The sequence below is a fragment of the Mycobacterium sp. AMU20-3851 genome (assembly GCF_043974665.1).
GTDB lineage: Bacteria > Actinomycetota > Actinomycetes > Mycobacteriales > Mycobacteriaceae > Mycobacterium.
In genome coordinates, this window is sequence record NZ_CP146371.1 from 877,357 (window position 1) to 901,778 (window position 24,422).

Consider the following 24,422-nt stretch of genomic DNA (forward strand, 5'->3'; position numbering starts at 1 on the left):
ACTCCGGGTGCCCGAAGACAGCGGAGGAATGATGAGTAACCAGCCGGGATCGGCCAATGGGGACATCCAGGAACGCCGGGTGGGCGATATCAGCGTGGTCGCGGTGAGCGGGACGGTGGACATGATCACCGCGCCGAAGCTGGAAGCGGCGATCGGATCCGCCGCAACGAGCGAGCCGTCGGCGATTGTGGTGGACTTCACTGCCGTCGAGTTCCTCGCTTCGGCCGGGATGGGCGTCCTGGTCGCCACCCACGGTGACCTCGCTCCGGCCGTGAAACTCGTTGTCGTGGCGGATGGCCCGGCAACCAGCCGGCCACTCAAACTGGTCGGTATCGCCGACGTCGTCGACCTCTACGCCACGCTCGATGAGGCCTTGGCCGCCTTGCAGAGTTAGAAAACTCTGCGAACGGGTAGCCAGCAGGTCGACATGACAGAGCAAGGCGATTCCGCAGCAGCATTCGCGAAGATCGGCGTCATTGCCGGACCCGAACTCGCGGCCCAGATCCGGCAGGAGCTTGGCCACTGGCTGCACCAGTATTTTGTGCTAGACGCCGAGAAGGTCAGCGATGTGCTGCTGGCGGTCTACGAGGCGCTGGCCAATGCGGCCGAATTCGCCTACGTGGGTGCCGAGCAGCCCGGACTCATGCATGTGCACGCCGCCCACAATCCCGACACGTCCGTCCTGACCGTCACGGTCGCCGATGAGGGACGCTGGCGGGTCAAGGACGAGAACATCAAGAACCCGGCGCGCGGCCGGGGCATCCCGTTGATGCGCGCGCTGTCCGACCGCGCCGTCATCGACTCCTCCGCGGCGGGCACCGAGGTGTCCCTGCAGTGGGACGGGATCGCTCAGAACTGCGGCAGCCGCACGACCTGAACGAAGAACTCGTCGATCTGGCGCACCGCGCTCATGAACTGGTCGAGGTCGACGGGTTTGGTGACGTAGGCGTTGGCATGCAGCTTGTAGCTGCGCAGGATGTCCTCCTCGGCCGACGAGGTCGTCAGCACCACGATCGGGATGTGGCACAGATCGGCGTCGGATTTGATCTGCTCCAGCAGCTGCCTGCCGTCGTACTTGGGCAGGTTGAGGTCGAGCAGGATCAGATCGGGGCGGGGGGCGTCGGCGTAGGCACCGCGCCGGTACAGGAAGTCCAGCCCCTCCTCGCCGTCGTGGGCGACGTGCAGATTGTTCTTGATCTTATTGTGCTCGAAGGCTTCCCGGGTGATCAGTTCATCGCCCGGGTCGTCCTCGACGAGCAGGATGTCGATGGCGCGGGTGTCGTCGGGGTAGCTCATCGGGTTCCTTCCAGCTGAGGTTCCAGCGCCTTGTTGGGCGCAGTGGTGGGGGTGAGGGGCAGGGTGAACCGGAACCGTGTCCCGTCGTGATAGGACGTGTCGATCCAGATCGTCCCGCCGTGGTATTCCACGATCTTCTTGCACAGCGCCAGCCCGATTCCGGTGCCGGAGTAGGCATCGCGGCCGTGCAGCCGCTGAAAGATGACGAACACTTTGTCGGCGAACTCCTCGCCGATGCCGATCCCGTTGTCGGTCACCGTGAACAGGTACTTGTCGGCATGTTCACCGGTGCCCTCGCGGCACTCGATCTCGATGCGCGGCGGCACACCCTCGCGGCGGAACTTGACGGCGTTGCCGATCAGGTTCTGCCACACCATGACCAGCAGCGTCGGATCACCGTCGATGGTGGGGAGCGGCTCGGCCGGGCGCACGACCTGCGCCCCCGACTCGTCGATCGCGGTGGTCAGATTGTTCATCGCGGCGTCGACGACGGTGTTGAGATCCACCTCGGTGGTCTTCGCGTTGAGTCGCCCGACCCGCGAGAACGTCAGCAGATCGTTGATCAGCACCTGCATCCGTTTGGCACCGTCGACGGCGAAACCGATGTACTCGGTGCCGCGCTCATCGAGCTTGTCGCCGTAGCGCTTCTCCAGCAGCTGACAGAAGGAGGCGACCTTGCGTAGCGGTTCCTGCAGATCATGGGACGCGACATAGGCGAACTGCTCGAGTTCGGCGTTGGAGCGCCGCAGCTCGTCGGCCTGCTCGTCGAGCGCGGCCTTCGCGGTCTGGGAGATCTCGAGTTCATCGACGATGCGTTGGCGCATGTCCTCGACACTGGCGCTGATGGCCCGAATGTCGCGGGGCCCCCGCGGGATGATCCGTTCGCCGAAATTGCCCTCGGTGATCCGACGGCAGGCCGCGGCCAGCGCCCCCAGCGGTGCCGATACCGCCTTGCGGATCACCACCGCCAACAGCACCGCCATCGTGAGGAAGGCCAGGATCATCGTCAGCATGACCGCATCCCGCCAGCCGCGGATCTGCTCGAGGTGTGCCAGCCCGGCCACCCGGGCCTCGCTGAGGTGATCATTCTGGGCGGTGAAGAGGTCACGAAGACGGTCGAAGAGGGCGCGGCCTTCTTCGGAGCTCTGCTCGGAGACATCGGTCGGGCGAAGCGGGGTGACCGCGGCGACGGCCGGGTCGGCGTACTCGATGCGCCAGGTCTGGGCGGCAGCATCGATGCGATCCAGATCGGCGAGCAGGTCAGGGTAGGCGGCAAGGCTGTCCCGGATCTCCTGTGCAGCCGCCGACTCGGCGGTGCGCCCGTCGTTGTAGGGGGCCAGGAAGCGCGGGTCGGCGGTGAGCAGGTAGCCGCGGACCGCGGTTTCCTGATCCCGCAGCGCGGCCTGCATCTGGTAGGCGGCGATACGGGCCGGCTGGATGGTGTCGCGAATCTCGTTGGACACCTTGTCAGCCCGGCTCACCAGGATGGTGGCCCCGATCGCGCCGACGAGCACCACCAGCCCGATGACGGAAAGCACCAGATTCTGCCAACCCTGCACAGTCAGTTTCATGACGGCGAACGCTCCACCCGGATCACGGCGATATCGTCGGTGAGCCCGCCGTGCTGTTGTGCCCGGGTTTCGGCGTGCTCGATGAGGGCCTCCACGAACTCGCGGCCGGGCAGCTGTGCGAGGGAACGCGCCATCGTCAGCAGGCCCTGCTCTCCGAGCCGTTCGTCACCACGGCCGGAGTGGCCCTCGAACAACCCGTCGGTGAGCAGCAGCATGCCGTACCCCTCGGGCAGCTCGTAGTGCTCGACCGGCCACTCGCGGGCACCGAGCCCCAGTGCCGCCCCGGCCTTGGGCTCCAGCCATTCCACCGTCCCGCCGCCTTGCAGCAGCATGCCGGGGTGGCCCGCCCGGACCGCGGTGAAGCGACCGCTGTCGGGTTCCAGCGCCACGCTCAACAGGGTGGCGAAGATTCCCCGGCTCGGGCGTTCGGTGGTCAGGATCCGGTCGAGTTCGCGCATCCGCTCGTTGCCGCGCAGACCCGCGAAGGTCAGCGCCCGCCACCCGATGCGCAGCGCCACCCCCAGGGCCGCTTCGTCGGGGCCGTGACCGGCGACGTCGCCGATCATCACGTGCACGGTGCGGTTGGCGGTCTGCACGACATCGAAGAAGTCCCCGCCGACCAGGGCGTCCTGCCGACTGGGGCGGGACCGGGTGACGATCTGCACGCCGGGGGATTCCTCCAGCACCGGCGACGGCAGCAGACCACGTTCCAGTCGGGCGTTCTCCATCGCGCGCAACCTGCTGGAATGCAGATCGACGGTGGCCAGCTCGGCGCGCTTGCGTTCGATGGCGTACAGCACGGCACGACGCAGGGTGTCGGGCTCGACACGGCCCTTGACCAGGTAGTCCTGGGCACCCGAGGACACCGCGGTCACACCGAAGTGTTCGTCGGTGAGCCCGGTGAGCACGATGATCGGGACGGTCGGGTCCAGCTTGCCCAGCTGGTGCACGGCGTCCATGCCGCTGGCATCGGGGAGGTTCAGGTCCAGCAGGATGCAGTCGGGGCGCTGCGCGGTCAGGGTCCGAGCCGCGTGCGCGATCGACTGGGACCAGACGAAGTCGAACTCGCCGGTGGTATCCGCGATGAGCTCTTCCACCAGCAACGCGTCGGCGCGATCGTCTTCGACCAGGAGCAGCGACAGCTTTCGCCCGCCGGCGGCGGTGGCAACATTCGGGCCGGGTGAAGGCAATGGGTTCTGTGGTGCGCGCATGGGAAAATCAAGTCCTCCCCCTGGGATTTTGGCCCCGGTCGCGCTGTATTTCGGTGTGACAGTCAACGCCTACGACCTTACCCAGACGGGAGCGCGTCGTCTGAGCCGAATGAGGTTTCCCGTCGCGCGCTGGCCGAAAGTGTGCGGTTGACGTGCGCAGTCACATTCGGGGGCGCCATCTCGTCAGATATCTGGACGTCCCATTGAGAAGAGGTACAAGCATGCTCCCGAAGGTCAACATCAGTAAACAGTTCTCCGGCCCGTACGAGGCCTTTGCAGCCTTCGACGCCCGGGTCAAGGAGGCGACCGAGACGGCCGGACTGTCCGCGCTGCTGGTCGAGCTGGTCAAGATCCGGGTGTCGCAGATCAACGGGTGCGCATTCTGCCTGCGGATGCACACCCGTGACGCCCTCGCCGCCGGCGAGACCGCGGACCGGCTCGCGGTGCTGCCGGCCTGGTGGGAGTCGCAGTACTTCGACGAGCAGGAGCAGGCCGCGCTGACGGTGGCCGAGCGGATCACCCGCATCGCCGACGAGCACACCTCGCCCGCGCCCACCGTCGACGTCGAGGCGGCGTTGTCCAAGCAGCAGATCGCGGCGGTCACCTGGCTCGCCGTCGAGATGAACGGCTGGAATCGGATCGCCATCGCCAGCCACTACCCGGTGGGGCCGTGAAACCGGTGATGAGTCCTGCTCTCCACCCGGTTCGCCGACGGCGATGGCCCGAATCGATTTAGGCTAGACCGCGCTGTGGCTAGGCTTTCTCGGCACTCGCCGCCGGGGAGCTCGCACCATGCGCGGCAATGCAGTCGTTCAGCTTCTTTTCGGCGTTCCACACGGCTCGCTCGAGATCACGTCGTTTCTCGAACATCTCCGTCGTCGTGTACATCGGATCGCCTGTGTCGATCAATGCCTGATGGTCTTTCAGATCATTCTGAGCGGATTCGAGCTTGTATCGCTCCCCGCCACACGTGACGGCAGCCTCTACGGGCATCGGTCTACTCCTAATCTTTTGGCCTATCCGCCCGAATCTATGGCGCCTCGCCAACGCCGCCTTGAGTAACGGACTACTCGGATCGGGGTATGTGCTGAGGCCCTAATGGGAGGCGACAGTCGAGGCGCAACTGCTGCGGGTGAAGGTGCGGACGGTACGCCGGTAGCCAGGTGCTCACCGATCGAGCGTGACCGCGTCGCGGGGAGTGTCAAGGATCAACCGAAGCAACTGTCAAGCATCAGCCGAAACACTGTCAGGCATCAACCGACACAGAAAAGGCACGCATCAACCGAGGTCATACAGTTCAAGGGGTGCCCCCGGCAGGATTCGAACCTGCGACACCGGCTTTAGGAGAGCCGTGCTCTATCCCCTGAGCTACGGGGGCGGGGACCTGTTTGCACAGGCGCTCAAGACTCTAGTGGATCAGCGCGAATTCTCCGTATGCGGTCGGGTCTCCTCATACCGCGTCCAATCGCGGGTAGAGCACCTCCTCGACGATGAGCTGCACGGCGGCGGCGATGGGGATGGCCACCAGCGCCCCGACGATCCCGAGCAGCGCGCCACCGATCAGGACGGCCACGACGGTCGTCAACGCCGGCACGTGCACGGCCCGGCCGATGATCTTGGGGATCAGCGCGTAATCCTCGATGAGCCGGAACACCACGTAGAAGACGATCGTCGCGATGCAGATCGGTAGCGAGACGGTCAGCGCCACCGCGGCCACGATGATGCCCGCGATGGTCGATCCGACGACCGGCACCAGATCGAGGAGGGCGACCATGATCGACAGCAGCAGCGCGTACGGAACGTCGAACACCGTCAGCCAGATCAAGGTCACAGCACCGGCCAGCAGTGAGATCAGCACATTGCCCAGCACGTAGGCGCCTACCTTGGCGAAGATCTCGTCGCCGATGAGGATGACGCGGGGCCGGCGCGTGTGCGGGACGAGGCGGTAGAGCGTGGCGCGGATCCGCGGCAGGTCAGCCAGGAAGTAGAGCGTCAGGACGATGGTGATGAGCGTGTCGGCTACCACCCCGAGGACGGCGGTCCCGGCACTGAGCACCTGGTGCATCGCCGATTCGTCGAGACCGCCGACGGCATCCGAGATCCGTTGCTGCAGATGGAATCGTTCGTTCAGCCGGCCGATGAACGAGGAATTGTCCTGTGCCATCTGAAGATACTGCGGTGCATGGGTGATCAGGTTGTCCAGCTGCTGGGTCAGGGGTGGGATGGCTGCGGCGGCGAAAGCCCCGATCCCGGCCAGGAACAGGATGAAGACCAGCGCCGTGGACAGCCACCGGCGCAGGCCGTGGTTGACGCACCAGGACACCACCGGTTCCAGCCCGAGCGCCAGGAAGAATGCGACGCCGATCAGCACCAGGACCGAGGACATCGCCGAGGTAAGCTGCACCGCCCCGTAGGTGACCGCAACCCCTGCCGAACCGGCCAGCCCGATGAAGAACGGGGAACGCCGGTCGAACCGTTTCCCCGGCGCGCCGAGCGGCCGCTCGGGCGAAGTCATCTCCGCCGCTTGCAGTTCCGCTTCGGCTACCGGGCCCTCGTCCTCGGTATGCGGCTGGGCGACCATGTCGTCATGGCCTTCTCCGGCAGACGGTGATTCACCACCGCCGTGCGGCGCCGCGTTCATGGCCCATCAGCCGGCCGGTGATGGGACCGCCGCCGAACCGATCTTCACCCGGTCCCAGGCGCGGTGCAGACCGAGCGCCGCAGTGAGCCGCGCGGTGAAGTCCTTGTCGACCTCGTCGGCGAGTTCGATGCCCGGACCCTTCAGTGGGATCTTGACTGCCTTCAGCACCGCGCTGCCATCGCCCCAGGCGGCCAGCGCTTTACAGTGCCGGAAGGCCTCGTGCAGCAGGACCACCAGCTTGGGATCGGGGGAGGTTCCCCCGGCGATCACCAGCGAGTCGAATTCGATCGACCGAGCCGTCGCGAAGGTGCGGTTGACGATGACGCTGCGCCGGCCCGACTTCAGGGTGCCGCCGACCGGTGCGATCACCAGCGGGATGATGCCCAGGGCCTCAGCGGATTTGGCGAGTTTCGCGACGCCGACCAGATCCGAGCCGGCGTCGGCGATGATGCCGATCTGACGACCCTTGACCGGGCCGGGCTCGGTGACAACCTGTGACAGCGCCGGGGACAGCGTGACATCCTGCGGCGGATTGCCGGACGGGGCGGGCAAACCCAATGCGGCGGCGACCTTTTCGCACAGCTCGGTGTCCACGTTGGCGAGCACCTGAAGTTCCCGTTCCTTGATGCTCTGCTCGTACACCTTGCCCAGCTCGAAGCTGAACGCCTCGGCGACATGCGCCTGTTCGATCGGGGACAGGCTGCGGTAGAACATGGCGGCCTGGGTGAAGTGGTCGTCGAACGATGCAGGCTGGGCCCGCTCCACCGGACCCTCGACCGCACGGGGCACCTGCACGTAGCCGCCCTGCCTCTCGTCGGCGGGCTGCGGCTCGTCGCCGTCGATGCTGTTGGGGTGGTACGGCGCCAGACCGGTGTGCACCGCGGTCTGATGCATGCCATCGCGCAGCATGTCATTGACCGGGCAGTGCGGTCGGTTGATGGGCAGCTGGGTGAAGTTCGGCCCACCCAGGCGGGTGAGTTGGGTGTCCAGGTAGGAGAACAGCCGGGCCTGCATGAGCGGGTCGTTGGTCACCTCGATGCCGGGCACCAGGTTGCCGGTGTGGAAGGCGACCTGCTCGGTTTCGGCGAAGAAGTTGGTGGGATTACGGTCCAGCGTCAGCTTGCCGATCAACTGCACCGGAACTAGTTCCTCGGGAACGATCTTGGTGGGATCCAGCAGGTCGATGCCCTCGAAGGTGTCCGTGCCGTCGTCGGGCATCACCTGGATGCCCAACTCGTACTCCAACGGGGCGCCGGCCTCGATGCCGTCGGCCATGTCGCGGCGGTGGAAATCGGGGTCGCAGCCCGCGGCGATCTGTGCCTCCTCCCAGACCAGGGAGTGCACGCCGGCCACCGGCTTCCAGTGGAACTTCACCAGACTCGTCTCGCCCTTGACGTTGACCAGCCGGAAGGTGTGCACACCGAACCCTTCCATGGTCCGGAACGACCGCGGGATGCCGCGGTCACTCATGTTCCAGAACACGTGGTGGGTGGCCTCGGTGTGCAGCGACACGAAATCCCAGAAGGTGTCGTGTGCGGACTGTGCCTGCGGGATCTCACGATCCGGATGCGGTTTACCCGCGTGGATGATGTCCGGGAACTTGATGCCGTCCTGGATGAAGAACACCGGCATGTTGTTGCCGACCAGGTCGAAGGTGCCTTCCTCGGTGTAGAACTTGACCGCGAAACCTCGGGTGTCGCGCACGGTATCGGCGGATCCGCGCGACCCCAGCACAGTCGAGAAACGGGTGAAGACAGGGGTTTTGGTGCCCTTCTTGCCGAGGAAGCCGGCTTTGGTGACCGAGGCTGCGGTGCCGTAGGACTCGAACACACCGTGCGCGGCCGCGCCGCGCGCATGCACGACGCGCTCCGGGATGCGCTCATGGTCGAAGTGGGTGATCTTCTCCCGGAGGTGGAAGTCCTCCATCAGGGTGGGGCCGCGGCGGCCGGCCTTGAGCGAGTGATCGGTATCGGGGATGCGCACACCCTGTGCAGTCGTCAGAAACGTCCCCGACTGAGCCCGCGGATCCGAACCGAACAGTCCGTTCCCGTCGGGACCGGTCGGGCCTACCTGTGCGGGGGCTGCTTGATCGGGCTTGCGAGGTGTGGGCATGGGATTCTCCGAACGAAGACGTGGCTGCTGGCGGCCCGGTCGAAACCGGTGCCTCAGTCAGGTACCCAGCCGTCGGCCGGCGAAACTACCGAAGCGCGGCGATGACCTTCCCGAAGGCCTCGGCGTGGTTGGCCTGCACCACCAGATAATTGGCGCCGTAGGTGTCGCGGAGCCCACGCACCTTCGCGGCCATGTCGGTCACCGATCCCGACAGCACGCCGGGCAGCGCGAGCAGTTGCTCATCGGTCAGGTCGGGCGCATAGCGCCGGGTCATCGCGAGATTGGGCACCCCGGAGCCGTCGGTCGGCACCGCGGTGATCGCCACGTTCAGTTCGATCTCACCGAACCGCGCACCGGCCGCCTCGCGCAGGAACGCGATCCGTTCGGCCAGCGCGGTGCCGGTGACCCCGACAATGGACGCCCACCTGGCGGCCACGGTCAGCAGCCGGTCACCACCGCCGGCGATCATGATCGGGGCGCCGGGCACGTGTTCGGTCAGGTACTCGACCACATGCTCGAGGTACTCGATGCGTTGGCGGGCGGACGGGAACGGCAGCTCGGCGGCCTCGAATTCCTCGCGCACATAACCGGCGCCGAGCCCGACCTCGAAGCGTCCGCCGGACAGATCGTGCAGCGCCCCCACGTCGCGGGCCAGCAGGGCCGGTTTGTAGAAGCACGCGTTGAGCACGAAGGTGCCCAGCCGCAGTGTCTGCGAGGCCGCGGCGGCGGTCGCCAGCACCGGTATCGGGGCGGGAGCGCCGAGGTGATCCGGCACCAGCAGGACGTCGAAACCGAGGTCCTCGGCCTGTCGGGCGGCGTCGCGGACCTTCGCCGCCGATGAGGTGTCGCGCAGGCTGAGGCCGAAGCGGAAGTCGCGGGGCATGACCCGACGGTAGCGCGGTCAGCTCAGCGGGAGCGCCGCAAACGGTGTGCCGCTGGGCTGTGTCGAACCGGTGCCCGGTTCGACGGTGAACGCGAGCGTCGTGGAATCGCCGAGATCGGGCAACACCGCGGTGGTGGACGGGGCCACCGCGCCGGCGTCCATCACACCGGCCGAACGTGACCCGGCATCGTCGATCAGCCACATCTGATAGACGGTGCCGGATTCCGGTGGGGCGACATTGTTCATCACCAGGACACCGGCGTTGCGTTCCCGCGAGAACACCACCGTCGCGGTCCCGCCGGTCGGGATGTCGCCGGACACGGTGCGGACATCGGGTGCGGCGAAGATCTGTTCGGCGGTGGTCGCCGCGGGCGCCGGCCGCAGATACCAGCCGACCCCGAAGATGCCGACGCCGATGACGATGGCCGCTGCGGCTGCCGCGACGGTGGCGGGCCAGCGCCGCCGGGACGGGCCGAGGCGGCGTACCGAATCCTCGGCCACCGATGAGAGCACCCGCTCACGCAGGTGCTCGGGCGGTTCGACGGCGGTGGTGGCCGAAATTCGTGCCATCGCCTCCCGCGCCTGGCGGACCTCGACGGCGAACGCGCCGGAGATGTCGTCGGGGGCCGCGCGCAGCCGGTGTTCGATGTCGGCGCGTTCGGCGTCGTCGACGGCGTCGAGGGCGTAGGCCGTCGCGAGGGTCAGCAGGCCGTCGGTCGGGGTGGTCATGCCGCCCCCAGGCAATTGCGCAGCCCGCGGATGGCATCGCGCATCCGGGATTTGACGGTGGCCAGGTTGGCGGACAACCGGGTGGAGACCTGAACGTAGGTCAGCCCCTCGTAGTAGGCCAGCTGGATGCATTCGCGCTGCCGGTCGGTCAGGCTGTCCAGGCACGCCGCGACCTGGCGGTGTTCCTCCCGGCTCAGGACACCCTCGGCGACCTGGTCCACGGGGAGTTCGACGGTGGCCGCCCCGTAACGGGATTCCCGGTCGGTGGCGGCCTGCTCGGAGCGCACCCGGTCCACCGCGCGGCGGTGCGCGACGGTCATCAGCCAGGACAGCGGGGTGCCCGCCGACGGGTTGTAGTCCGCCGCGTTGCGCCACACCTGTAGGTAGATCTCCTGGGTGGTTTCCTCGCTGTAGCCCGGATCCCGCAGGACCCGGGTGACCAGGCCGTAGACCCGGGCCCGGGTCTGGTCGTAGAACTCGGCGAAGGCATCGACGTCGCGCTGCGCCACCCGGCGCAGCAATGCGTCCAGGTCTGCCGCCACGTCCGGTAGCCTAGCCGCCGACATCGTCACGGTGTGCAACACCGGGTTTTCCGCGAGGGTCATCGGGGGCCTCCGGTCGGGGCGAACGTCCACTCGTGCACATCGAGGTAGGTATAGGTGCTGCGGGAGGCCAACATTGGGTCATGCGCCATGGTGATCGCCTCCACCTCCGCACCCTCCGGGTATTGCAGCCGGACCGGCAGTTGACGTACCGCACGCCGCGGCGAGCGGGCGCGCGGGCACCCGCGCGATCTGCGACCATCGATTCGAAGTGAGCTGTGCCGCAGAGTCTTCGGTGGGGTCCAGCGTCATCGATGGGTGACTTTCCTGATCTGCGGGGTGGGGGTGTTCCTCGGGATGACGGGAAGGCCGCGCAACCGCAGTGCGATGCCGTGCAGCCGGATCTGGACCGCCGCGGTCAACGGGGCCATCGGCGCGACGAGCTGCATGCGCGCCACGGCCATCGCCGTCGCCGGTAACCGCCGGCCGTGCAGCGTCGCGGCGAACACCATCTTGTGGTTTCGGTGCCAGGAGATGGCCAGTTCGGCGGTGTCACCCGGGCGGGGTGCGTCAACCAGGTAGTACCCGTCGACCTCGTCGAACGGGGACACGTAGAACTGCTTGGGTACTGCGGTCGGCCCGGTTTCGGTGGGCGGCAGGAGATAGGCGTGCCGGCCACCGTAGGTGTTGTGCACCTCGGCGATGACGTGGCGCAGCGTGCCCCCGGCGTCGTGGCACCAGAACACGCTGATCAGGTTGAACACGTGGCCCAGTACCCGCGCGTTCAGCAGGGCAGTGACCCGCCCGCCGGCCATGTCGATACCGTGGTCGTGCAGGAAGGCGTCCACGCGTGCGCGTAGTGTCGGGAGCCCGTCCTCGGTCGTCGAGAAGTGATCCTGCGCGCGGAAGACGGCGAAGGGGCGCAACCAGATCGGCAGCCGGGGCAGGTCATCGATGTCGACATACCAGCTGTAGCTGCGATGCTGGAACTCGTTGCGCAGCGGGGAGTGCCGGACGTATCCGATCTGGGTGCGGTACAGCGAGGGCTTCACAACGACACCGACTCCCGATCGCAGGCGGCCGGCCAGCGCGCGCCGAGGCGTTGGGCCGCGCGCAGACCGGCGGCCGCGCCGTCCTCGTGTAACCCCCACCCATGGTAGGCGCCGGCGAACACCACCTTGTCGTCATCGAGAGTCGGCAAAAGCCGCTGCGCGGCAACCGATTCGGGCGTGTAGAGCGGATGGTCGTAGATCATCTCGGAGATGACGGTGTCCGGGTTCACCCGATCCCGCCCGCCCAAGGTGAGAAGAAACCGGCGCGGTCCGGTCAACCCCATCAACCGGCTGATGTCGTAGGTGACCAACACCGGCCCGTCACCGGCGGTGATCAGGTAGTTCCACGAGGCGCGAGCCCGCGGGAGGGTGGGCAACAGCGATGTGTCGGTGTGCAATTGGGCGTGATTGCCGGAGTAGCTGATCGCGCCCAGGGTGTCGCGTTCGCGGCGGGTCGGTTCGGCCAGTGCGAGCAGCGCCTGATCGGGGTGGGTGGCGATCACCACGGCGTCGAACTGCTGCTGCCCGCCGCCGGCGGTGACCTCCACACCGTGCCGGTTGCGGCGCACCGACCCGGCGGGTGTCCCGGTGACGACCTCCTGCACCCGCTCGGCGATGGCCGCGACGTAGGTGGCGGATCCGCCGACCACCGTCTTCCAGGTGAGTGATCCGAAGACCGTCAGCATGCCGTGGTGCTGCAGGAACATGAACAGGTAGCGCGCCGGGTAGTGCATCGCCTCGCCCGGGGCGCAGGACCAGACCGCGGCGACCAGCGGCGTCATGAAGTGGTCGACGAAGTAGTCGGAGAAGTCGTGCCGCTCCAGGAATGCGCCGAGGGTGTCGGCGGCGTTGTCGGTGGTTTCCAGCAGGGTCGTCGCGTCCCGGTGGAACCGGGTGACCTCGGCAAGCATCCGCAGATAGCTGGGACGGGCGAGGTTCGACCAGGACGGGAACAGCCCGCCCAGCCCGCGCGCCCCCGCGTACTGCAGGCCGATGCTGTCGTCGCGCACCGACATCGACATGTCGGTTTCGTGCGTCTGCACGCCGAGTTCGGCGAACAGCCGGCACAGCGTCGGGTAGGTGCGGTCGTTGTGCACCAGGAACGCAGTATCGACGGCGACGGGATTGCCCCGGCCATCGTCGACCAGCTGGGTGCGGGCGTGGCCGCCGAGGCGGGTGTCGGCTTCGAACAGCGTCACCCGGTTGCTCGCCGCCAGCACGTACGCCGCGGTCAGCCCGGCGACACCGCTGCCGATGACGGCGATTTTTCGTTCCACGACCGGTATTCGGTGCCGGTGCTGTACCGGATGGGTCGGGGCACAGTCAGCGTGACCAGGTTTCCCCGGCGGCGGCCAGGCCCTCGATGAGCGCGGCGGTCGCGGGGGTCAGTCCGTCCTCGTTCGCCATCCCGCTGCGCGGACTGATGCCGCGTACCCGGGGCGGCAGTTCGAGCTGGACGCCGCCGCGACGGGGCAGATTGACCGGGTTGGCCGGGTGCAGTCCGCGCAGTTCGCGGGGGATGGTGTCCAGCCCGGTGATCAGCTGGTGGCCGGGCACGCTGAGGTGGCGGGCCAGATGAGCCGCCAGTTCCCGGTTGCCGCCGCCCGCCAGCAGCTGGGTGCTGCGTCCGATGCGCCCGTAGCCGTGCAGTGAGACCACGGTGTCGACGTGGTCTAGGAACGCGGCCAGCGTGTCGGACTCGGCGGGCCGGTACAGCCGGGACGGCAGGTGGTGGGGGTAGCCGTCGGGATGGCGCACCGTGTACACCGAGGCGCCGCAGGCGCGGGCGGCGCGTTCGGCGATGACATCGGTCATCTTCTCCAGCCCGCCCCCGTGGATGGCCAGAAACCCGAACCGGGAAGCCAAGCTGGCCCCCTCCACGACGCCCGGATGGTCGAGAAGCTCGGAAAGAGATTGCGGGGCAGCCGAATCAGGGTGCTTGTCCCGGCTCGGCCAGGTCGCCGGATCCCACCGGTGCAGGAATTCGAGCCACCGTTCGGGTAGGCCGTGATGGCGCGCCCCGTCGATGATCCGTTCCAGATACCCGGGCCGCGGCGGGCCGGGCTCGACCCGCGGGTCGATGTAGACCCAGGCGGGGTCCGGGCCCGCGGCGGTGTGCACCGCGAGCCGGTCGCGGCGGTAGCGGACCGGGACGCCCTCGGCACTGTCGAGCACCGTCAGGTCGTGATCGCTGACGCGCCACAGCACACCGTGCACGACCGCGCCGTCGGACGGCTCGACGGTCGCCACCCCGCGCTCGTTGATCAGCCAGTCGTGATCGGCCAGGGTGGCCGGCCGGGGGTCGCCGGCATCGGGGCAGCGTCGCGCCATCTGCTGGACGCACAGATTGGATCCGTACGCGAAATACAGGTGGTGCAATGTTGGTCCCCGCGTTGCTGCGCTCAGCCCCTGACAGTGAGGTAGATCAATACGACGTTCAGCACGGTGATGACACCGGCCACCAGCCAGCCTAGGCCCGTCGTCACCCGGTGGTTGGCGTCCTCGCCCATCAGGGTCCGGTTACTGGTCAGCCGGACCAACGGAATCAGGGCGAACGGGATCCCGAAGGACAACACCACCTGGGAGAGCACCAGCGCCCGGCTGGGGTCCACTCCGATGGCCAGGATGATCAGCGCGGGGATCAGGGTGACCAGTCGGCGCAGCAACAGCGGGTAGCTGCGCTTGAGCAGACCGGACATGATCATCGCGCCGGCGTAGGCGCCGACCGAGGTGGAGGCCAGGCCGGAGGCCAGCAGGCCGATCGCGAAGAACAGGGCCACCGTGGTACCCAGCTCGCTGCTGACCGCGGCGTGCGCGCCCTCGATCGAGTCGGTGTTCTCCATGCCCTGCAGGTTGGTCGCCGCCACCAACAGCATGGCCAGGTTCACCGCGCCGGCGACCAGCATGGCCGCGCCGACATCGTATTTGGTGATGCGCAACAGGCGTTTACGCGCCGGCCCCGGCTCGAGGTGTCCGTGTCGGTCCCGGGCCAGCCCGGAGTGCAGATACACCGCGTGCGGCATCACGGTGGCGCCCAGCATGGCGGTGGCCAACAGCACGCTCTCGGCTCCGTCGAAGCGGGGGAGCAGGCCCGAGGCGACATCGGAGGCTGCGGGTGGTGCGACGAACAGGCTGGTGAGAAAGCCGATGGCGATGATCAGCAGCAGGCCGGTGATCACCCGTTCGAAAACCTGCTGACCGCGGCGGTTCTGCACGGCCAGCAGCCCGAGTGAGACCGCGCCGGTGATGATGCCGCCCATCAGCAGCGGCAGGTCGAACAGCAGGTACAGCGCGATGGCTCCACCGACGATCTCGGCCAGATCAGTGGCCATCGCGACCAGCTCGGCCTGGATCCAGTAGGCGACACGGGTCCGGGTACGGGTGTGGTCGGCGACGGCCTCGGGTAGCGAGCGGCCCGTCACCAGCCCGAGCTTGGCGGACAGGAACTGCACCAGGCCCGCCATCACGTTGGCCACCAGGATGACCCAGACCAGCAGAAACCCGTACTGCGCACCGGCACTGACGTTGGCGGCCACGTTGCCGGGGTCGACATAGGCGATGGCCGCGACAAAGGCCGGCCCGAGCAGATACCAGCCCGGCCGGGTACGCGACGCAGCAGTGGTTTCCGGCAGCAACCTGCAACCTTTCTATCCGGCGAATAGAAAAGTTAGGTTAGCCGAAATCTGCGTCTGGTCAACTGGCGAGGCCGGTCGGCGTCACCAGCCGAAGAAGAACCCTCCGTTGCCCCACCACCACTGCCACGGCCCGTAGTTCATCGGGGCGGGGTAGGTGGTCAGTTGGGCGTGGCCGGGCCTGCTGCACAGGGTTGTGGTCTCGCCGACCTGGGCGCACTCGGGAACCGCCGCGGCGACGGGTGCGAAGGTGAGACCCAGGGCGAGAAGTGCGGGTGCGAGAAGTATCCGCATGGTGGCCTCCTGACGGTGGCCGTGAGTAGCGATGAACGGTGCGCAATGCGGATGCGCGCAGAATTGTTACGGTGCCGAATCACCTTCGGCGGGTGAAGGAGTGATCGGTGTCGGCCATAGGCGGCCCCTGTCCTCAAGCGGTGGGCTGAGGTCCAGCGTACAACCCTTTTCCGGTGATGAGCGGCAGGTCCAGAGTGGTCCGGATACCGGGCTCGGCCGCGACGACCGCGGGTATCGCATTGACCGCCCGGGCCGCCGTGGCGACCAGGCCGGCGTGGTTGTGATCGCCCTTGCGGCTGCTCAGGCACAGGTCGAGTGCGTAGCTGGGTTCGCCGGTGACCTCGATGCGGTAGGAGCCGCCCTCCTGTGCCGGCTGCGGCCAGTCGGGGCACAGGTCGGCGCGCAGTCGGGTGACATGCTCGAGCACCACGGCGGGATGGTCGCCGACCATGCCGCGCACCTCGAAACGCATTGCCGCGGTGGAACCTTGCGGAATGTAACCGGCCGCGATCTCGAAATCTTCGGGCGCCGGGACGCGCAGGTGGGTCTCGGTGACCTCGTCGAGTTCGATCCCGATCCCGGCCGCAAGCTGTCGGACCACCGAGCCCCAGGCCAGGCTGAGCACGCCGGGCTGCAACAGCATCGGCAACTCGTCAGTGCTCTTGCCGAAACCCATCACGTCGAACATGACGGTGGCGCTGTCGTAGGTGGCGTAATCCACGATCTCCATGCACCGGATCTGCTCGATGCTCTGGCAGGTGCCGGCGAGGGCAAGGGGGAGCAGATCATTCGCGAAACCGGGGTCGATTCCGTTGACGTAGATGCTCGACCCGCCCGCGGCGGCGGCGTCCTCGATCGGGGTGACGAGTTCGGCGGGCAGCACCTGCCACGGGTACTGCAGGAAGACCGCGGAGCTGCCCACCACGTTGACCCCGGCCGCCAGGATGCGCCGGTAGTCCTCCAGGGCGTCGGGCAGCCGGTTGTCCGCCATCGCGGTGTACACCACGCAGTCCGGTTTGGCGGCGAGGATCTCGTCGAGATCGTTGGTGGCAGCGATACCGGTGGCGACCTGCAGGCCGGCGAGTTCGCCGGCGTCCCTACCGGCCTTGGCCGCGGAGGAGACCCAGACCCCGGTCAGTTCGTACTGCGGGTCTTGCTGTTGGGAGTCGTGGATCAGCTGGGCAAGGGCGTGGCGGCCGACGTTTCCGGTGCCGATCGCGGCGACGCGAATGGTCATGGGTCTCCTTACAGGTCGGGGATCGGCAGGTCGAGGTTGGGGAAGGTCAGCCCGCCGTCGACCTCGAGGGTCTTGCCGGTCAGATAGCTCGCCGCCGGCGACGCCAGATAGACGGCAGCCGCGGCGATGTCGGCGGGGTCGCCGAGGCGGCGCATCGGGGTGGCCTTCTCCATCGGGTCGCGCAACGCCTCGTTGGAGGCCACCACGTCCAGCGCCGAGGTGAGGATCGATCCGGGGGCGATCGCGTTGACCCGGATCCGCGGGCACAGGTCGAGCGCGGACAACCGGGTGTAGTGCGCGAGCGCGGCCTTGGCGGTGCCGTAGGCGGCGAAGGCACGCCCGGCCAGCCGGCCCATCGTGGAGGTGATGTTGATGATGGACCCGCCGCCGGAATGCTCCAGCATCAGCGGCACCGCGGCGGTGGTCAGTGCGTGCGCGGTGCCCACGTTGAAGGTGAAGGCGTCCTTGAGATCCTTGGTGGACGTGTTGAGCAGCGGCCCGGGCATGGTGCCGCCGACGTTGTTGACGACGATGTCTAGTTTCCCGAATGCCTCCACCGCCTGCGCTGCGAGCGAGGCGGTCGATTCCGGATGGGCCAGGTCGGCCACCACGATGTGGGCCCGCCGGCCGACCGCGGCCACCTGCTCGGCGACCTCTTCGAGTTGGGCCTGGGTGCGGGCCGCGATCACCACGTCCGCACCGGCTTCGGCGAACGCCACGGCGATGGCGGCACCCAGTCCGCGGCCGGCCCCGGTGACCACGGCCACCTGATCGTCGAGTCGGAATCTGTCCAGGATCATGCACGCCTCATCTCTGTGTCGGCGCCACGGTAGCAAGGTCTGCCGGCCCGGGTGGGCGGTTTCTGGAACACGTTCTAATTTGACTGGGCGGCCAGCTTCGGGCACCCCCTGCGTGTCTCAGTTTCGCCGGGGGTGCCCCCGCGATGCTGAAGGTAGGTAGCTCTGACTGCCCGAATTCGTACCTGACTGCAGTTTCATCGAGGCTGCGCAACGAACCTGAACTCAGGTGGGCCGTGCTACTTCTTCGCAGCGGCCTTTTTCGCGGGCGCCTTCTTGGCCGGTGATTTCTTGGCTGCGGCCTTCTTCGCCGGTGCCTTCTTGGCGGCGGCTTTTTTCGCGGGCGCCTTGTCGGAGTCCGACTTGCTCGATTCGCGGGCCTTCACACTGGCCTCCAGCTTGGCAAGCAGATCGGAAACGTCCTCTGTCTCGTCCAGGTCGGTGGGCTGCTCTTCGACGGTAAAGGCTTCGCCGCCTTCGAGTTTCGCCTGCACCAGTTCGTGCAGCTGCTCCTGGTAGTCGTCGCGGAACTGGTCGGGTTTGAAGTCGTCGGTCATAGATTCGACGACCTGGCCGGCCATCTTCAACTCCGCCGCCTTGATGTCGACTTCCTTGTCCAGCGAGGGGAAGTCCGGGTCGCGGATCTCATCGGGCCACAGCAGGGTGTGGATCACCATGACGTCGCGCTTGCTGAAGTCCTTGACCCGCAACGCCGCCAGCCGGGTCTTGTTGCGCAACGCGAAGTGCACGATCGCCACCCGGTCCGTCTCGGCCAGGGTCTTGGCCAGCAGCACATAGGATTTGGTGGACTTCGAGTCGGGTTCCAGGAAGTAGCTCTTGTCGTACATCATCGGGTCGAGCTGATCGGCCGGGACGAACTCGACCACCTCGATCTCTCGACTGCGTTCCTCGGGGAGGGTGGCGATGTCCTCGTCGGTGATGATGACCGTCTGCCCGTCATCGGAGTCATAGGCCCGCGCGATGTCGCGGTACTCGACCACCTCGCCGCACACCTCGCACACCCGCTTGTAGCGGATGCGCCCGTTGTCCTTCGCGTGCACCTGGTGGAACTTGATGTCGTGGTCCTCGGTCGCGCTGTAAACCTTGACCGGCACGTTGACCAGACCGAAGGAGACCGAGCCTTTCCAGATCGACCGCATATGCAACGGTAACAGCGGGTACTGGGCTGGGGTGGCGGGCGGCAAATATCCTGTGGGGGTGGAGCGCTTCGGCCGGGTCAAACTGACCAATCCGGACAAGGTGCTCTATCCGGCCGTCGGTACCACCAAGGCCGAGGTGTTCGACTACTACCTGGCGGTCGCGGATGCGATGCTGCCGCACATCGCCGGACGTCCGGTCACCCGCAAACGGTGGCCCAACGGCGTCGAACAACCCGAGTTCTTCGAAAAGCAGCTCGCCTCGTCGGCGCCGGAGTGGCTGGACCGCGGGTCGGTGACCCACCGGTCGGGCACCACCACCTATCCCGTCATCGACACCGCCGAAGGGTTGGCCTGGATCGCCCAGCAGGCCTCGCTGGAAGTGCACGTCCCGCAGTGGCGGTTCGACTCGTCGGGTGGAACCTTCGGTGGGCCCGGCCCGGCCACCCGCATCGTGTTCGATCTGGACCCCGGCGAGGACGTCACGTTCCGTCAGCTCTGCGAGGTCGCCCATGAGGTCAAGGGGTACGTCGAGGACATCGGCCTGATCGCGTACCCGTTGACCAGCGGCAGCAAGGGATTGCACCTGTACGTGCCGCTGGCCGAACCGATCAGCTCGCAGGGCGCCTCGGTGCTGGCCAAGCGGATCGCGCTGGCGCTGGAGAAGGCGATGCCCAAGCAGGTCACCGCCACCATGACCAAAAGCCTGCGGACCGGCAAGGTGTTCCTGGACTGGAGTCAGAACAGCGCCGCCAAGACCACCATCGCGCCGTACTCGATGCGAGGCCGCCACGAGCCGACCGTGGCCGTACCCCGGACCTGGGAGGAGATCGCCGACCCCGATCTGCGGCACCTGCGCTTCGACGAGGTGCTGGAACGGGTGGAGCGGGACGGCGATCTGCTGGCGGGTCTCGACGATCCGCTCCCGGAATCCGACCGGCTGACGACCTACCGCAGCATGCGGGACGCGAACAAGACCCCGGAACCGGTGCCGAAGGCCTCGCCCGCGGTCGGCCAGGACAACACGTTCGTCATCCAGGAACACCATGCGCGGCGGCTGCACTACGACTTCCGGTTGGAACGCAACGGGGTGCTGGTGTCCTGGGCGATCCCGAAGAATCTGCCCGAGACCACGGCGGTCAACCATCTGGCCGTGCACACCGAGGACCACCCGCTGGAGTACGCGACGTTCGAGGGTGCGATCCCCAAGGGTGAGTACGGCGGCGGCCAGGTGTACATCTGGGATTCCGGAACGTATGAGGCCGAGAAGTTCCGGGACAACCCGCCGGACGGCCCGGACAAGGGTGGCGAGGTGATCGTCACGCTGCAGGGCGCGAAGGTGCAGGGACGCTACGCGCTGATCCAGACCGGCGGGAAGAACTGGCTGGCGCACCGGATGAAGGACCAGGCGCAGCCGAGCAGCAAGGACCTCGCGCCGATGCTGGCCACCCACGGCTCGGTGGCCAAGCTGAACTCGGTGACGTGGGCATTCGAGGGGAAGTGGGACGGCTACCGGCTGCTGGTCGACGCGGATCACGGTGCATTGCAACTGCATACGCGCAGCGGACGCGACGTGACGCAGGAGTATCCGCAACTGAAGGCGCTGGCCGCCGACCTGGCCGAGCACCACGTCATCCTCGACGGGGAGGTGGTCGCCCTCGATGACGCGGGGGTGCCCAGCTTCGGGGCGATGCAGAACCGGGCCTCGGGCGGGAACATCGAGTTCTGGGCATTCGACATTTTGTATCTCGACGGGCGATCGCTGTTGCGCGCCAAGTACACCGATCGTCGGCGAATACTGGAGATGCTGGCCACCACGGGGAACCTGACCGTGCCACCGCAATTGCCCGGCGACGGCGCCTCGGCATTGGAGTACGCCGCGCAGCGCCGGTGGGAGGGGGTGGTCGCCAAGAAACGGGACTCCACCTATCAACCCGGCCGGCGCTCGCAGTCCTGGATCAAGGACAAGCTCTGGCTCACCCAGGAAGTGGTGATCGGCGGGTGGCGGGCCGGCGAGGGCGGACGCACCAGCGGGATCGGCGCACTGGTGGTGGGCGTGCCGGGACCGGACGGCCTGGACTTCGCCGGTCGGGTCGGTACCGGATTCACCGAGAAGATGCTCCAGGAGTTGCGCGCCACGTTGAAGCCGCTGGAGACCGACGAATCCCCGTTCACCAAACGGCTTTCCGGCCCCGACGCCAAGGGTGTGACGTTTGTGCGCCCGGAGTTGGTGGGGGAGGTGCGCTACAGCGAGCGGACCTCGGACGGCCGGTTGCGGCAGCCCAGTTGGCGCGGGCTGCGCCCGGACAAGACACCCGATGAGGTGGTGTGGGAGTGAGTGCAGCAGTGCAACATTGCGTAGTCCTACGAGAGGTAACCGCGGTCGCCGGGCCGGGAACCGGGTCGTCTCGCCGCGCGGCGCGGAGCTTATTGCTCACCGTAGGTTCGGGGACGCTGCGGAAGTGGCTCATTCCCAGGGCATCACAGCCGCGGATCTCCTCGCCAGCGGCGCCGTCAACACGGTCATCCCCGAACTGCCGGATGCTGCGGACGAGCCGGAAGCATTCTGCGCCCGGGTTGGTTTGGCAATACACCATGCCCTCGCCGAGTTGAACGGCCGTGATATTCAGAGTCTGCCGGCCGACCGGGTGACGCGGTACAACCGCATAGGAGACGTTGTGGCGCCGTCGTTCTCGGGATGCGCGGCCGGCCGGTAGCGCAGGCAGTAGATGTCCGCACAACGCGGCACTGCGCGCGAGTCGTGTTGTGTCTCAACGACGCTGGACTCACCTACGGCGTGGTGCCTCTTTCCGGAGTCCAGCTGCGCTAAGCGCGGTTCCGGGAACCGGTGCACAGTCATCAACTCGGTGTGGCAGCCAGGGCGCGACTGGCCGGCCGGCCCGGTGCCGGTGCGGCATCAGGGGAGGGCAAGCGCCTCCTGCAGACCACGGGTCGCCAGCACATCGGCCAGCTCATTGTCCGCGATGCCGGAATGTCCCTTGACCCAGAACCATTCGACCCGGTGCTGAGCGCATGCCGCCTGCAACCGCTGCCAGAGATCGACGTTCTTCACCGGTTGCTTGGCCGCGGTCAGCCAACCGTTGCGCTCCCACCCGAACACCCACTTGGTGATGCCGTTGCGCACGTAGGTGCTGTCGGTGTGCAGGTGCACCAGCATCGGGCGTTTGAGTGCCTCCAGCGCCATGATCGGGGCCATCAGCTCCATCCGGTTGTTGCTCGTCGCGCCGGGTTCCCCGCCGCACATCTCGCGGACATGTTCGCCGTGGCGCAGCACCGCGCCCCAGCCGCCGGGCCCGGGGTTCGGGCGGCAACCCCCGTCGGTGTGGATGATGACGGGGTCCTCGGTGGAGCTCATGGGTTCAGAGGATAAGCCGTACGGCGGGCTGGAGCGAAGCAACCCGGGGAGGTGTTACGAGATCATTGCGGTGCGCACCGACATCCCGAGTGCCCGATTGTCCAGCGTGGTGATCCGGCGGCCCGGCTGCACGGCGTCCTTGACCGGCGAAGTGCGGCCACCGAAGAACGCCGCCGTCGCGTCGATGTCGGTGACGGTGAATGTGACGCCCCACAGTGCCGAGGGGCCGTCGTGCGTGGCGTCCGGATCGCCGACGACCTCCAGGATCACCTCGCCGAGCCGGAAGAAAATCTGCCGGATCACCCGCCCGCCGAGTTCGCCGTCGCGTTCCCGGCGCGGGTGCGCGCCCACCTCGGCCAGCGCCGCGACGGTGCGTCCCAGGTCCGGCGAGAACAGCACGACGTGGTCGATCGACGTGACCCCATTGGCGTGCCGTTCCGGACCGGGGACCGGCGCTTGAGCCGGTGTCGTCGGAATGCCGTCGATCGGATGGTCGGTCGGCAACCCCGACAGCGACCACCCGACGATGCCGGTGCCTCGCTCGCGCCCGACCAGCCGGAGGGTCACGCCGCCGACCCGGACGGCACCGTCGGCGACGCTGAACCCGGCGTCGGCCCAGGCATCCGCGGGATCGGCGATCTGTAGTTCGGCGAGGGCGAGAACCATGGCTGACATCATGCCCGTCCGGTGCGGCCTGGTGCGCTGACGTGAGCATCTGTGGTGGAGGTAGCCTGATGGGAATTTGCTGGTGTCCAGAACGGGGCGATGCGGTGGCGGCCACTCCTGCTTCCGGGTGGTCGGTTCGCACCGATCATTACGCGTGGATCACCGACTACCTGTCCGAGCGCGGAGCAACCGGCGCCGTGCGTGCGCTGATGGCCGGCGTCGCCGGCTCGTTCGCGATATGTCTGGTCGTCCTGCTGCGCAGCGTGGACGGCCCGGCCGCCGGAGCGCCGTTGATCATGATGTGGATCGCCGTCGGCGGCGGGATCGGGAGCGCCGCGCTGTGGGTGCTGCGCTGGCCCACCCGGCGTCAGTCCGTGGTCTTCGCGCTGCTGGCAATGGGTTCGGTGGCGTTGGCGTGCCTGGCATACCCGGATCCGCAGGGCGCGCTGACCGGCTGCATCGCGTTCGCGACCACGGCCGCCTACATCGCGTTCTTCCACTCCACCGCGCTGGTCGTTCTCAACTTCATGGTGGCAGCCTCGGTGGCGGTTCTCGCGGCGATCCGCGTCGCCCAGGCCGGACACCTTGCGCTCGCGGCGGTCGACCTGTTCCTGGTCGCTCAGATCAACATCGTCATGCCCGTCGCCATCCATCTGCTCGTCCGCGCGCTGGGCGTGGACCTCGAACGGGCCGGCCGTGACCCGCTGACCGGGCTGTTGAACCGGCGGTTGTTCCAGCGTCGCGTGCCCCGGATGGTGCACGACCGCAATGTCGCGCCCGGTGATCACCTCGTCGTCGCGATGATCGACCTCGACAAGTTCAAGCGACTCAACGACACCTATGGTCACCAGGCCGGTGATGACGCGCTGGTCGCCGTCGGTCGGGCGCTCAGGCGTGCGGTGGCCGACACCCCGGCGGTGATCGCGCGGATCGGTGGCGAGGAGTTCGTGGTCGCGGCCGTCTTCGAGACCGGCGATCCCGCGGCGCTGGCCCGGCGGGTGTGTGAGGGAATCGCGGCACTGCCGATGTCGATCACCGCCAGCGTGGGCACCGCGTCGGCGCCGGTGCGCAACCTGCGCCGCCCGTCGGTGCACCTTCGCTCCTATGTCGAGGGTCTGGTGGCCGACGCCGACGAGGCGATGTATGCGGCCAAGCGTGCGGGCGGCAACCGGCACAGCCACTCCTCCGGGTATTGACGTGCGCACCGGTTATCATGAGACCGGCCG

25 protein-coding genes and 1 tRNA gene are annotated in these 24,422 nt (G+C 67.5%); 6 read left to right on the forward strand and 20 right to left on the reverse strand.

Annotation, left to right across the window (positions count from 1 at the left end; all coding sequences use genetic code 11):
- The first annotated feature begins 31 nt into the window (after positions 1-31).
- Both V4U86_RS04345 and V4U86_RS04350 read left to right on the forward strand, forming a co-directional pair.
- Positions 32-394, forward strand: a complete 363-nt coding sequence (locus tag V4U86_RS04345; RefSeq protein WP_395310062.1) for an STAS domain-containing protein — start codon at positions 32-34, stop codon at positions 392-394.
- A gap of 33 nt (positions 395-427) precedes the next feature.
- Positions 428-877 carry an ATP-binding protein gene (locus V4U86_RS04350; protein WP_395310063.1) on the forward strand — a complete coding sequence of 150 codons (450 nt, stop codon included), beginning with the start codon at positions 428-430 and terminating at the stop codon, positions 875-877.
- Here V4U86_RS04350 and V4U86_RS04355 read toward each other — a convergent pair.
- The 3 genes from V4U86_RS04355 to V4U86_RS04365 are packed head-to-tail and all read right to left on the reverse strand — an operon-like array spanning position 850 to position 4,078.
- Positions 850-1,296, reverse strand: coding sequence for a response regulator (locus V4U86_RS04355; protein WP_073859454.1), 447 nt, complete (start codon positions 1,294-1,296; stop codon positions 850-852). The two genes, V4U86_RS04350 and V4U86_RS04355, sit on opposite strands and share 28 nt — an antisense overlap.
- The gene (locus V4U86_RS04360; RefSeq protein WP_395310064.1) at positions 1,293-2,867 is read right to left on the reverse strand and encodes a sensor histidine kinase; all 1,575 of its coding nucleotides are present in this window, start codon (positions 2,865-2,867) and stop codon (positions 1,293-1,295) included. The genes V4U86_RS04355 and V4U86_RS04360 overlap by 4 nt, the downstream gene beginning before the upstream one ends.
- Complete coding sequence (locus V4U86_RS04365; protein WP_395310065.1) at positions 2,864-4,078, reverse strand: PP2C family protein-serine/threonine phosphatase; 1,215 nt, start codon at positions 4,076-4,078, stop codon at positions 2,864-2,866. The genes V4U86_RS04360 and V4U86_RS04365 overlap by 4 nt, the downstream gene beginning before the upstream one ends.
- Positions 4,079-4,299: 221 nt before the next feature.
- Between V4U86_RS04365 and V4U86_RS04370 the strand changes: the two genes are divergently transcribed.
- Positions 4,300-4,752, forward strand: a complete 453-nt coding sequence (locus V4U86_RS04370) for a carboxymuconolactone decarboxylase family protein (RefSeq protein ID WP_395310066.1) — start codon at positions 4,300-4,302, stop codon at positions 4,750-4,752.
- A 79-nt stretch (positions 4,753-4,831) separates the two neighbouring features.
- Here V4U86_RS04370 and V4U86_RS04375 read toward each other — a convergent pair whose 3' ends face one another.
- The 15 genes from V4U86_RS04375 to V4U86_RS04445 form a co-directional block, all read right to left on the reverse strand.
- The gene (locus V4U86_RS04375; protein WP_395310067.1) at positions 4,832-5,071 is read right to left on the reverse strand and encodes a hypothetical protein; all 240 of its coding nucleotides are present in this window, start codon (positions 5,069-5,071) and stop codon (positions 4,832-4,834) included.
- A gap of 312 nt (positions 5,072-5,383) precedes the next feature.
- Positions 5,384-5,456: transfer RNA gene (locus V4U86_RS04380), tRNA-Arg, on the reverse strand.
- A gap of 72 nt (positions 5,457-5,528) precedes the next feature.
- Positions 5,529-6,719, reverse strand: coding sequence for an AI-2E family transporter (locus tag V4U86_RS04385; RefSeq protein ID WP_395310068.1), 1,191 nt, complete (start codon positions 6,717-6,719; stop codon positions 5,529-5,531).
- Between the two features lie 6 nt (positions 6,720-6,725).
- Entirely contained in the window at positions 6,726-8,831 is a 2,106-nt protein-coding gene (locus V4U86_RS04390) for a catalase (protein ID WP_395310069.1), read from the reverse strand.
- An 85-nt stretch (positions 8,832-8,916) separates the two neighbouring features.
- Positions 8,917-9,714, reverse strand: a complete 798-nt coding sequence (locus V4U86_RS04395) for a TIGR03621 family F420-dependent LLM class oxidoreductase (protein WP_395310070.1) — start codon at positions 9,712-9,714, stop codon at positions 8,917-8,919.
- Between the two features lie 18 nt (positions 9,715-9,732).
- The gene (locus V4U86_RS04400; RefSeq protein ID WP_395310071.1) at positions 9,733-10,443 is read right to left on the reverse strand and encodes an anti-sigma factor; all 711 of its coding nucleotides are present in this window, start codon (positions 10,441-10,443) and stop codon (positions 9,733-9,735) included.
- Entirely contained in the window at positions 10,440-11,048 is a 609-nt protein-coding gene (locus tag V4U86_RS04405; protein WP_395310072.1) for a sigma-70 family RNA polymerase sigma factor, read from the reverse strand. Before V4U86_RS04405 ends, V4U86_RS04400 begins: the two co-directional genes overlap by 4 nt.
- Before the next feature lie 245 nt (positions 11,049-11,293).
- Positions 11,294-12,037, reverse strand: coding sequence for a DUF1365 domain-containing protein (locus V4U86_RS04410; RefSeq protein ID WP_395310073.1), 744 nt, complete (start codon positions 12,035-12,037; stop codon positions 11,294-11,296).
- The gene (locus tag V4U86_RS04415; protein WP_395311912.1) at positions 12,034-13,323 is read right to left on the reverse strand and encodes an NAD(P)/FAD-dependent oxidoreductase; all 1,290 of its coding nucleotides are present in this window, start codon (positions 13,321-13,323) and stop codon (positions 12,034-12,036) included. Before V4U86_RS04415 ends, V4U86_RS04410 begins: the two co-directional genes overlap by 4 nt.
- Before the next feature lie 37 nt (positions 13,324-13,360).
- On the reverse strand, positions 13,361-14,368 hold the full coding sequence (locus V4U86_RS04420) for a poly-gamma-glutamate hydrolase family protein (protein WP_395311913.1): 1,008 nt from the start codon (positions 14,366-14,368) through the stop codon (positions 13,361-13,363).
- Positions 14,369-14,439: 71 nt separating this feature from the next.
- Positions 14,440-15,672: an Nramp family divalent metal transporter gene (locus V4U86_RS04425; protein ID WP_395310074.1), complete on the reverse strand. Its 1,233-nt coding sequence runs from the start codon at positions 15,670-15,672 to the stop codon at positions 14,440-14,442.
- 81 nt (positions 15,673-15,753) lie between these two features.
- Entirely contained in the window at positions 15,754-15,963 is a 210-nt protein-coding gene (locus V4U86_RS04430; RefSeq protein WP_395310075.1) for a hypothetical protein, read from the reverse strand.
- A gap of 133 nt (positions 15,964-16,096) precedes the next feature.
- Positions 16,097-17,200: an NAD(P)H-dependent amine dehydrogenase family protein gene (locus V4U86_RS04435; RefSeq protein ID WP_395310076.1), complete on the reverse strand. Its 1,104-nt coding sequence runs from the start codon at positions 17,198-17,200 to the stop codon at positions 16,097-16,099.
- Between the two features lie 8 nt (positions 17,201-17,208).
- A complete protein-coding gene (locus V4U86_RS04440; RefSeq protein WP_395310077.1) occupies positions 17,209-18,000 on the reverse strand; it encodes an SDR family oxidoreductase in 792 nt (263 codons plus the stop codon).
- A 236-nt stretch (positions 18,001-18,236) separates the two neighbouring features.
- Positions 18,237-19,157 carry a Ku protein gene (locus V4U86_RS04445; protein WP_395310078.1) on the reverse strand — a complete coding sequence of 307 codons (921 nt, stop codon included), beginning with the start codon at positions 19,155-19,157 and terminating at the stop codon, positions 18,237-18,239.
- Positions 19,158-19,209: 52 nt separating this feature from the next.
- Between V4U86_RS04445 and V4U86_RS04450 the strand changes: the two genes are divergently transcribed.
- Positions 19,210-21,492 carry an ATP-dependent DNA ligase gene (locus tag V4U86_RS04450; protein WP_395310079.1) on the forward strand — a complete coding sequence of 761 codons (2,283 nt, stop codon included), beginning with the start codon at positions 19,210-19,212 and terminating at the stop codon, positions 21,490-21,492.
- Positions 21,473-21,871, forward strand: coding sequence for a hypothetical protein (locus V4U86_RS04455; protein WP_395310080.1), 399 nt, complete (start codon positions 21,473-21,475; stop codon positions 21,869-21,871). The genes V4U86_RS04450 and V4U86_RS04455 overlap by 20 nt, the downstream gene beginning before the upstream one ends.
- Before the next feature lie 200 nt (positions 21,872-22,071).
- Here V4U86_RS04455 and rnhA read toward each other — a convergent pair whose 3' ends face one another.
- Positions 22,072-22,530, reverse strand: coding sequence for a ribonuclease HI (gene rnhA, locus V4U86_RS04460; protein ID WP_395310081.1), 459 nt, complete (start codon positions 22,528-22,530; stop codon positions 22,072-22,074).
- Between the two features lie 54 nt (positions 22,531-22,584).
- Positions 22,585-23,196 (reverse strand): VOC family protein, encoded by a 612-nt coding sequence (locus V4U86_RS04465; protein WP_395310082.1) that lies wholly within the window; start codon positions 23,194-23,196, stop codon positions 22,585-22,587.
- Positions 23,197-23,300: 104 nt separating this feature from the next.
- On the opposite strand from V4U86_RS04465, the gene V4U86_RS04470 reads away from it, so the two are divergent.
- Positions 23,301-24,392, forward strand: coding sequence for a GGDEF domain-containing protein (locus V4U86_RS04470; protein WP_395310083.1), 1,092 nt, complete (start codon positions 23,301-23,303; stop codon positions 24,390-24,392).
- Positions 24,393-24,422: the final 30 nt, after the last annotated feature.